Origin of the sequence: Streptosporangium sp. NPDC000563, from assembly GCF_040299985.1 — a bacterium.
Classification (GTDB): domain Bacteria; phylum Actinomycetota; class Actinomycetes; order Streptosporangiales; family Streptosporangiaceae; genus Streptosporangium.
The window spans coordinates 134,435-142,804 of record NZ_JBEPDA010000007.1 but is presented as its reverse complement, the minus strand read 5'-3'; the positions used below and the strand labels follow the sequence as shown (position 1 = coordinate 142,804).

Annotated in this window: 9 protein-coding genes; 8 read left to right on the top strand and 1 reads right to left on the bottom strand. The window is 73.5% G+C overall.

Annotated elements, in window-relative coordinates:
* Window positions 1–254 precede the first annotated feature (254 nt).
* The 4 genes from sigK to ABT352_RS19330 all read left to right on the top strand — a co-directional run bounded on the left by sigK (window position 255) and on the right by ABT352_RS19330 (window position 4,137).
* Window positions 255–854, top strand: coding sequence for an ECF RNA polymerase sigma factor SigK (sigK, locus tag ABT352_RS19345; protein ID WP_350946228.1), 600 nt, complete (start codon window positions 255–257; stop codon window positions 852–854).
* The gene (locus ABT352_RS19340) at window positions 851–1,627 is read left to right on the top strand and encodes an anti-sigma factor (RefSeq protein ID WP_350946227.1); all 777 of its coding nucleotides are present in this window, start codon (window positions 851–853) and stop codon (window positions 1,625–1,627) included. Before sigK ends, ABT352_RS19340 begins: the two co-directional genes overlap by 4 nt.
* Before the next feature lie 61 nt (window positions 1,628–1,688).
* Window positions 1,689–3,299 carry a molybdopterin-dependent oxidoreductase gene (locus ABT352_RS19335; RefSeq protein WP_350946226.1) on the top strand — a complete coding sequence of 537 codons (1,611 nt, stop codon included), beginning with the start codon at window positions 1,689–1,691 and terminating at the stop codon, window positions 3,297–3,299.
* A gap of 178 nt (window positions 3,300–3,477) precedes the next feature.
* Entirely contained in the window at window positions 3,478–4,137 is a 660-nt protein-coding gene (locus tag ABT352_RS19330) for a fasciclin domain-containing protein (protein ID WP_350946381.1), read from the top strand.
* Between the two features lie 197 nt (window positions 4,138–4,334).
* Here the strand turns inward: ABT352_RS19330 and ABT352_RS19325 are convergent, their stop codons facing one another.
* The gene (locus ABT352_RS19325; protein WP_350946225.1) at window positions 4,335–4,808 is read right to left on the bottom strand and encodes a low molecular weight protein-tyrosine-phosphatase; all 474 of its coding nucleotides are present in this window, start codon (window positions 4,806–4,808) and stop codon (window positions 4,335–4,337) included.
* A 218-nt stretch (window positions 4,809–5,026) separates the two neighbouring features.
* Between ABT352_RS19325 and ABT352_RS19320 the strand changes: the two genes are divergently transcribed.
* From ABT352_RS19320 to ABT352_RS19305, 4 genes are read left to right on the top strand one after another with little or no spacing between them, the layout of a single operon-like run.
* Window positions 5,027–5,416 (top strand): pyridoxamine 5'-phosphate oxidase family protein, encoded by a 390-nt coding sequence (locus tag ABT352_RS19320; protein WP_502992874.1) that lies wholly within the window; start codon window positions 5,027–5,029, stop codon window positions 5,414–5,416.
* Entirely contained in the window at window positions 5,409–6,803 is a 1,395-nt protein-coding gene (cbiE, locus tag ABT352_RS19315; RefSeq protein ID WP_350946223.1) for a precorrin-6y C5,15-methyltransferase (decarboxylating) subunit CbiE, read from the top strand. The genes ABT352_RS19320 and cbiE overlap by 8 nt, the downstream gene beginning before the upstream one ends.
* Complete coding sequence (gene cobM / locus ABT352_RS19310; RefSeq protein ID WP_350946222.1) at window positions 6,800–7,543, top strand: precorrin-4 C(11)-methyltransferase; 744 nt, start codon at window positions 6,800–6,802, stop codon at window positions 7,541–7,543. The genes cbiE and cobM overlap by 4 nt, the downstream gene beginning before the upstream one ends.
* A complete protein-coding gene (locus ABT352_RS19305; RefSeq protein ID WP_350946221.1) occupies window positions 7,536–8,342 on the top strand; it encodes a cobalt-precorrin-6A reductase in 807 nt (268 codons plus the stop codon). The genes cobM and ABT352_RS19305 overlap by 8 nt, the downstream gene beginning before the upstream one ends.
* The last annotated feature ends 28 nt before the right edge of the window (window positions 8,343–8,370 follow it).

Sequence of the window (8,370 nt, the reverse complement as noted above, 5' to 3'; positions counted from 1 at the left end):
GGGCCGCGCGCGGGCCCCGGCCCCCGCGCCCCCCCCCCCCCCCCCACGACGCGGTGTCGGGGCACGGTGTCGGGGCACGGCCCACTCATGGCAGACCAACCGGCACTCTCGCGGCAGTCGCCGAAGAGGCGGAGCGGTCGTCGCGGCCGGGCCGGCGTTCGACGGTCTTTCATACAGGGCGACCCATCCGGCGCGCGGACGGCTCCGAAGGATTTCGTGGCCGGTGCTGTGCCGGCCGGGGTAGGAGGGGCTGCATGCGAGCGCGTGACCGGTCGCCGGTGGGCGAGGACCGCCCGGGCGGTGCCCCGCCGGGGCCGCTGGAGGAGTTGCTGCAGGCGGTCGGCAGGGGTGATCGTGAGGCGTTCGAGCGGCTGTACGAGGTGCTGGCGCCGCGGGTGTACGGGCTGGTGCTGCGGGTGCTGCGGGATCGGGCGCACAGTGAGGAGGTGGCGCAGGAGGTGCTTGTGGAGGTGTGGCGCAGCGCCGCCCGCTTCGAACCGGAGAGGGGGTCGGTGATGGCATGGGTGCTGACCATCGCGCACCGGCGGGCGATCGACCGGGTGCGTTCGGCGCAGGCCGGCACCGACCGGGAGGAGCGGGCCGCGCGGCTGGACCCGCATCGCTCCTATGACGAGGTGCCGGAGCTGGTGGTGGGCAGGCTGGAAGGCGAGCGGCTGCGCCGCTGCCTGGAAAATCTCACGGAACTACAGCGAGAGTCGATCACCTTCGCCTACTACGGCGGCTACTCCTACCGGGAGGTCGCCGAGCTGGTCAAGGCCCCGTTGGGGACGATCAAGACACGGATGCGCGACGGGCTGATCCGGCTGCGCGACTGCCTGGGGGTGGACCGATGAGGGCAGGAGAGGGCGGATCCGACCCGCACACCCTGGCGGGTGCCTATGCGCTGGACGCCATAGACGACGAAGGGGAGCGGCGCCGTTTCGAGCGGCATCTGACCGGGTGCGCCGAGTGCGCGCAGGAGATGGCGACGCTCAGCGAGACGGCCGCGCGCCTTGGCGCGGTGGCGGTGGCCGAGCCGCCGGCCGGTTTGCGGGCGCGGGTGCTGGCCGAGATCGATCAGGTGCGTCAGCTGCCCCCGACGGGCGCGCAGGCGGCACGTGCGAGGCGGGTGTGGAGGGTCACGTGGCGGCCCTGGCTGGCGGCGGTGAGCGTGGCCGCGGCGTTGGCCGTGATGGCCGGGCTCGGCGTGACGGCCGTGCAGGCACGTGAGGAACTGGAGCAGGCCCGGCGCGTGGAACAGCGGATCGCCGCGGTGCTGAGTGCGGATGACGCCAGAACGGTCACCGCCCCGGCCGCCGCGCCGTCTGCCGAGGGCGGGCGTGGGCGCGGCACGGTGGTCATGTCGCGCTCGCAGGGCGCACTGGTGTTCTGGGCGGCCGGGCTGGGCGATCCGCCCGCAGGCCGGGTCTACCAACTGTGGCAGCTCGCGCCGGGACGGATCACCTCGGCCGGCCTGCTCGCCTCCAGCGGCTCCGGCGGCACCCTGCCGGTATTCAGCGGCATCAGGGCCGATGCGGATCAGGTAGGGGTGACGCTGGAACCGGCCGGTGGTTCACGGCAGCCGACCGGCACGCCGTTGCTCCTGGTGGACATGCCCGCCGCCTGACCTTCTCGCTGCCGGGGAAAGTGACCCCCATCCGTTTCGGCTGCGGCTCCGAAGCCCTGCTGTGACCACTGAGACACCGGCCCGCAGCGCCGCGCCCCCCGCATCGACCCCCGTGTCGGCGGCCTTCGGCGTGCTGGCGGCGGTGCTGGCGCTGGGGGTCGCGGAGCTGACCGCCGCGCTGGCAGGCCGGCCAGAGGCCGGTCCGCTGCTCGCGGTGGGGTCGGTGTTCATCGACCTGAGCCCGGCGTGGCTGAAGGACTTCGCCATCCGCACCTTCGGCGCGGCCGACAAGCCGGTCCTGCTCCTGACACTGGCTGCCGTGATCGCGATCGCGTCCGCGGCCATCGGAACTGCCGCGCCCCGGCGGCCGCGCCTGGCCATCGCAGCCCTGCTCGGGCTCGCGGCGCTCGCCGGGGCCGCGGCGCTGTCACGGCCGGGAGCCGGCCCGGTGGACGTGCTGCCCGCCGTCGTGGGGGCGGCGGGTGGCACCTTCGCCCTGCCGTACTCCCGGCGCGGACCGCGACCCAGGGCGGGTGGCCGCGTCACGCCGGGCGACCTGATGCGGCGCTACGGCCATCCCGTCCAGCCGCCGGCCCCTGTGCCAGGAGCCGATCGGCGGGCACTGCTCACCCACGGCGCCGCCCTACTGGGGGCGGCCGTCCTGAGCGGCGGTGCCGGCCGGGCGATCACCTCGGCGCGCCAGGCGTCCGCCGACGGCCGCGCTCTGACACTGCCCCCTCCCGCCGACCCGGCCCGGCCGCTTCCAGCGGGGGTCGGAGCGCACGTGCCGGGGCTCGGCCCGTTCACCACGCCCAACGACGCCTTCTACCGGGTCGACACCGCGCTGATCGTGCCGCGCGTGCCGCACCAGGAGTGGACGCTGCGGGTGCACGGCCTGGTCGACCGCCCGATCGAACTCACCTTCGCCGACCTGCTGGACCGGCCGCTGGCCGAGCGCGACATCACCCTGACCTGCGTTTCCAACGAGGTCGGCGGCCCGTACGCGGGGCACGCCCGCTGGCTCGGCATCGATCTGGCGGCGCTGTTGCGCGAGGCCGGCATCCAGGCAGGGGCCGATCAGATCCTGTCGCGCTCGGCCGACGGCTGGAGCGCCTCCACCGCCCTGGAATCGGTGCTGGACGGCCGCGACGCGTTGCTGGCCATCGGGATGAACGGCCGGCCGCTGCCGCCCGCCCACGGTTTCCCGGCACGCATGATCGTGCCGGGCCTGTACGGCTACGTCTCGGCCACCAAATGGGTCACCGACCTTAAGCTCACCCGCTTCGCCGCCGAACGCGCCTACTGGACCCGGCGCGGCTGGGCCGAACAGGCGCCGATCAAAACCGCCTCCCGTATCGAGGTGCCCAAACCCTTCGCCGAGATACCCGCCGGAGCCGTCACCGTCGCCGGGACCGCGTGGGCACAGCGTCGCGGCATCGCGGCCGTCGAGGTCCGCGTCGACGGCGGCCCCTGGCGCCAAGCCGACCTGGCCGCCTCCGCCGGGCCCGACACCTGGCGGCAATGGCGCACCACCTGGCAGGCCGCACCCGGGCAGCACCGCATCGAGGTCCGCGCCACCGACGCCACCGGCCACACCCAGCCCGCCGAACGCGTGCCGCCGATCCCGGACGGCGCCACCGGCTGGCACACGGTCCTGGTGACCGTCACCTGAACCCCCCTCAGCACGTCCATCCACCAGACACAGGAGACGCCAGAACATGAACATCCGTCATGTCGCCGCCGGATCGCCGGTCCTGGCCGTGGCCGCCTCTCCCGCCCCGGGACACCAACCGACCCGCCGCGGACCGCTTTCCCCCACCTGCCCGCACACCGACAAGGAGCCGACAAAGATGATCACGAAGAAGCGCCTGACCGCGGTCCTGCCCCTGCTCGCCCTGGCCGCGTCGCTGACCGCGTGCGGCGGCAACGGTGACACCGGCGCAGCCCCGGGGGCGGCCTCGTCCGGCAGCAGCGCCGCCCCGGCCCCCTCCAGCAGCGCGCCGATGGCCACCGAGTCCGCGACCGAGTCCGCCGCCGGCGCGCCGTTCGGTACGGCCTGCTCCGCGGTTCCCGCCTCCGGAGAAGGCAGCTTCACCGGCATGGCCGAAGCCCCGGTCGCCACCGCCGCCTCCAACAATCCGGTCCTGTCCACCCTGGTCGCCGCCGTGAAGAAGGCCGACCTGGTCGACACCCTCAACTCCGCCGACGGCATCACCGTCTTCGCCCCGACCAACGACGCCTTCGCCAAGATCGACAAGAAGACCCTGGACAAGGTGCTGGCCGACAAGAAGACGCTGACCGACATCCTCACCTACCACGTCGTCCCCGGCCGTAAGACCCCCGCCGACCTGGAAAGCGGCTCCTTCACCACGTTGCAGGGCGGCAAGGTCACCACCACCGGCTCCGGCCAGGACTACACGGTCGGCGACGCGGGCGTGGTGTGCGGCGACGTGGCCACCCGCAACGCCACCGTCTACATCATCGACACCGTACTCATGCCCAAGAAGTGACCCCCCTGGGCAGGGCTCGCCGCACCGCTGCGGCGAGCCCGGCCACCCGGGGCGCCACGGGGCGAGTCGCGAGGCGAAGTGCCGGCGGCCAACTAGTGATCTACTTTGTAAAGGCGTCGGGTGGGAGGAAATCCCTCACCCGAAGATCACAGACCCCCGCTGCCCGCGAAGGCGAGCGCGGGTCCTGTGGGGGGACCTCACCTCAGGGTGATCGCCAGGTGCTTGGCGAGTCCCTCGGAGGCGGCCCTGACCATCTCCAGCACCTCGGTGAAGCCCTCGCGCTCGCCGTAGTAGGGGTCGGGCACCTCGGCGCCCTCGGGGGCGGCGGGGTCGAAGGAGCGGAACAGGCGCACGTCCGCGCCCGCGGGGGCGAGGCGGCGCAGGGCGCCGAGGTTGTGGGCGTCCATGGCCAGCACCAGGTCGACCCGGTCGTACCAGTCGCTCAGGAACTGCCTGGCCCGGTGCTCCGAGCCGTCGTAGCCGTGGTCGGAGAGCGTCTCGGCGGCCCGCGCGTCCATCGGTCCGCCCTGGTGCCAGCCGCCGGTGCCCGCGCTGTCGACCGTGACGAGGTCACCGAGGCCGTGGTCGTCGAGGGTCTTCCTCAGCACGACCTCGGCCATGGGGGAGCGGCAGATGTTTCCCAGGCACACCACGCATATGTGATAACTCATGCTTATCAGGATGCCGCCTGCCCGGGGGGTGACGGCCGGGAGAACGGCCGTTTCTATGTCGATTTCCGTGTCGATCGGTTCCCGCCGGAGCGGCGCGCGGGATTCTCCGTGGCCGCGAGGGGAGCGTGATCACCCCGGCCGGTGACCGGGTCCGAGGGGGGACGCGGTCCGCGGCTAGCATGTCGCCCGGTAGAGCGGAATCGGGGAAGGATCGGCTGTTGAAGGATCTCGGGGAGGACCTCCGCGCGTTCTGGCGGGAGCGTCATCTGTGCACGATGACCACCGTGCGCGCCGACGGCACGCCGCACGTCGTTCCGGTGGGGGTGACGCTGGACGCCGACTCGGGGATCGCGAGGGTGATCACCTCGGGTGGCTCGCACAAGGTCCGCCATGTGCTCGCGGCGGGTGAAGGCGGGGCGGCCGTCGCGGTCTGCCAGGTGGACGGGCGCCGCTGGTCGACCCTGGAGGGGCGTGCGGTGATCCGTACCGACCCCGAGTCGGTCGCCGACGCCGAGCGCCGCTACGCCGAGCGTTATCGGGTGCCGAGGGAGAATCCCGCCCGCGTCGTGGTCGAGATCCGCCTCACCCGGGTGCTGGGCAATGTCTGAGCCCTCCTCCGCCGATTCCACCGCCGTCGATCCCGCCGTTGTCGTCGTCGGGATCGGAGACGACGGCTGGGCCGGCCTGTCGCAGGCGGCGCGGCGCGAGCTGTGCGCCGCCGAGGTTCTGATGGGCAGCGCCAGGCAACTGCGGCTCGTCCCGGAGTTCGGCATCGAGTGCGCTGCCGGGCACGGTGTCGAGCCGGGAACCGAACCCGGTGGCGACCACGGTGCGAGGTTCGGTGGCGAGTCGGGCGTCGAGCGGGGAGCCGAACTCGGTGTCGACTCCGGTGCGGACCGCGGCGTCGAGCGCGTCGTCTGGCCCTCGCCGCTTCTGCCCGCCCTGCCCTCGCTGCTCGCCTCCCACCGGGGCCGCAGGGTTTGCGTACTGGCCAGTGGCGACCCCATGTTCCACGGCATCGGCACGACCCTGGTGCGGCTGCTCGGCGCCGGCCGGGTGCGGGTCCTGCCGCACCCGTCGTCGGTCTCCCTCGCCTGCGCGCGGCTCGGGTGGGCGGCCGACCGTGTCGAGGTGGTCAGCCTCGTGACGCGTCCCGTCGAGGTGCTGCACCCGGTCGTCCACGAAGGCCGTCGCGTCCTGGTCCTCAGTGCCGACGGCCGGACTCCGGCCCGGGTCGCGGCGCTGCTCGCCGCCCGAGGTCACGGCGCGAGCACGGTGACGGTTCTGGAGCGGCTGGGCGGCGCCGGGGAGCGCGTGGTCTCGGGTAGGGCGGACACCTGGTCGACGGCCGTGACCCACGATCTCAACGTCGTCGCCGTGGAGTGCCGCGCGGACGCCGGGACGGTCGCGCTGCCGCGCCTTCCCGGCCTGCCCGACGAGGCGTTCGAGCACGACGGGCAGCTCACCAAGAGCGAGGTGCGCGCGGTCACCCTGTCCCGGCTGGCTCCCGTTCCCGGGGAGCTGCTGTGGGACGTCGGTGCGGGGGCGGGCAGCATCGGCATCGAGTGGATGCGCGCGCATCCGGACAACCGGGCCGTCGCGGTGGAGTCGCGTCCGGACAGGGCGGCGGTGGTGGCACGCAACGCCGCGGCGCTGGGCGTTCCCGGTCTAGACGTGGTGACCGGTGCCGCTCCGGCCGCGCTCGCCGGGCTGGAGACGCCCGACGCGGTCTTCGTCGGCGGCGGGGTGACGGTCGCCGGGATGGTGGAGGCGTGCTGGGAGGCGCTGAGGCCGGGGGGCAGGCTGGTGGCGAACGCGGTGACCGTCGAGTCCGAGGCGGTCCTGGCCCGTTGGCACGGCGGGCTCGGTGGTGACATGGTCCGGCTCGCGGTCAGCAGGACCTCTCCGGTCGGTGGTTTCACCGGCTGGCGGCCGATGATGCCCGTCACGATCTGGACCGTGCTCAAGCCGCCCGTCCTGGAGGAGAAGCGATGACGGTACGTTTCATCGGTGCCGGGCCGGGCGCCGCGGATCTCATCACCGTGCGGGGAGCGCGGGCGATCGCGTCCGCACCGGTGTGCCTGTACGCGGGATCGCTGGTCCCCGCCGAGTTGCTGGAGTCGTGCCCGCGGGGCGCGCGGTTGGTCGACACCGCGCGGATGAACCTGGAGGAGATCGTCGCGGAGATGGTCGCCGCTCACCGGGCGGGGGAGGACGTGGCCAGGCTGCATTCCGGTGACCCGTCGGTGTTCAGCGCGATGGCCGAGCAGATGCGGCGGCTGGACGCCGAGGGAGTGCCGTACGAGGTGATCCCGGGGGTGCCCGCCTTCGCGGCGGCGGCGGCGTCGCTGGGGCGTGAGCTGACGGTGCCGGGGGTGGGGCAGACGGTGGTGCTGACCCGCACCTCGGTGCGCGCCACTCCCATGCCCGAGGGCGAGGATCTGGGCACGCTCGGTCGTAGCCGGGCCACGATGGTCCTGCATCTGGCGGTGCAGCGCGTCGAGGCCGTCGCGGCGGAGCTCGTTCCCAACTACGGTGCCGACTGTCCGGTGGCGGTGGTGGCGAGGGCGAGCCGCGACGACGAGGTGATCCTGCGCGGCACCCTGGCCGACATCGCCGGGCAGGTCCGTGACGCGGGGATCCTCCGCACCGCGGTGATCGTCGTCGGACGGGTGCTGACCGCTTCGGAGTTTCCCGACAGTCACCTGTACTCCGCGGCCCGTTGCCGTGACTGACCCCGTGCTGAAGGTCCTGATCCTGGGGGGCACCGACGAGGCCAGGCGGCTCGCCGCCGCGCTCGCCGATCGTCCGCGGACGCACGTGGTGTCCTCGCTGGCGGGCCGGGTGCGTGATCCGAAGCTGCCGGTGGGGGAGGTGCGCGAGGGAGGTTTCGGCGGCCCCGGCGGGCTCGCGGCGTGGCTGGTGGAGCACGGCGTCCAGGTCGTCGTGGACGCCACGCATCCGTTCGCGGCCAGGATGAGCGCCTCGGCGGCCGAGGCGGCGGCCCGTACGGGCCTGCCGTCGCTGATCCTGCGACGACCCGGCTGGCGGGCGGCTCCCGGTGACGACTGGCGCTGGGTGCCCTCGTTGGAGGCCGCCGCCGAGTTGCTGCCCTCGCTGGGGGAGCGGGTGTTCCTGACCACGGGACGTCGCAGCCTGCCGGTCTTCGCGGGTCTCGACGGGCAGTGGTTCCTGGCCCGTTCGGTGGACCGGCCGGGGCCGGTGGTGCCGCGACGTCTGGAGGTGCTGCTGAGCCGGGGGCCGTTCACGGTGGACGGAGAGCTGGCCCTGATGCGCGAGTACCGGGTGGAGGTGCTGGTCACCAAGGACAGCGGTGGTGAGATGACCACCGCGAAGCTGTTCGCCGCCCGTGAGCTCGGGGTGCCGGTGGTGATCGTACGCCGTCCGCCGCTGCCCGAGGGGGTGGTCTCGGTGGGGACCGTCGAGGCGGCGCTCGCCTGGCTGGAGAGTGTGAGCGGCCCCGGTGGGGGTGCCGGTTCGGGGCGTCGGGCCCGGCACGCCGGTGAGCGGTGAAGGCCGGACTCGCCCTCACCACGTGACG

Excerpts from the sequence above, each read along its gene's own strand:
- ABT352_RS19325 (WP_350946225.1), bottom strand. The coding sequence starts at position 4,808 with ATGAGTTATCACATATGCGTGGTGTGCCTGGGAAACATCTGCCGCTCC.
- cbiE (WP_350946223.1), top strand. The coding sequence starts at position 5,409 with ATGTCTGAGCCCTCCTCCGCCGATTCCACCGCCGTCGATCCCGCCGTT.
- ABT352_RS19340 (WP_350946227.1), top strand. The coding sequence starts at position 851 with ATGAGGGCAGGAGAGGGCGGATCCGACCCGCACACCCTGGCGGGTGCC.
- ABT352_RS19330 (WP_350946381.1), top strand. The coding sequence starts at position 3,478 with ATGATCACGAAGAAGCGCCTGACCGCGGTCCTGCCCCTGCTCGCCCTG.
- sigK (WP_350946228.1), top strand. The coding sequence starts at position 255 with ATGCGAGCGCGTGACCGGTCGCCGGTGGGCGAGGACCGCCCGGGCGGT.
- cobM (WP_350946222.1), top strand. The coding sequence starts at position 6,800 with ATGACGGTACGTTTCATCGGTGCCGGGCCGGGCGCCGCGGATCTCATC.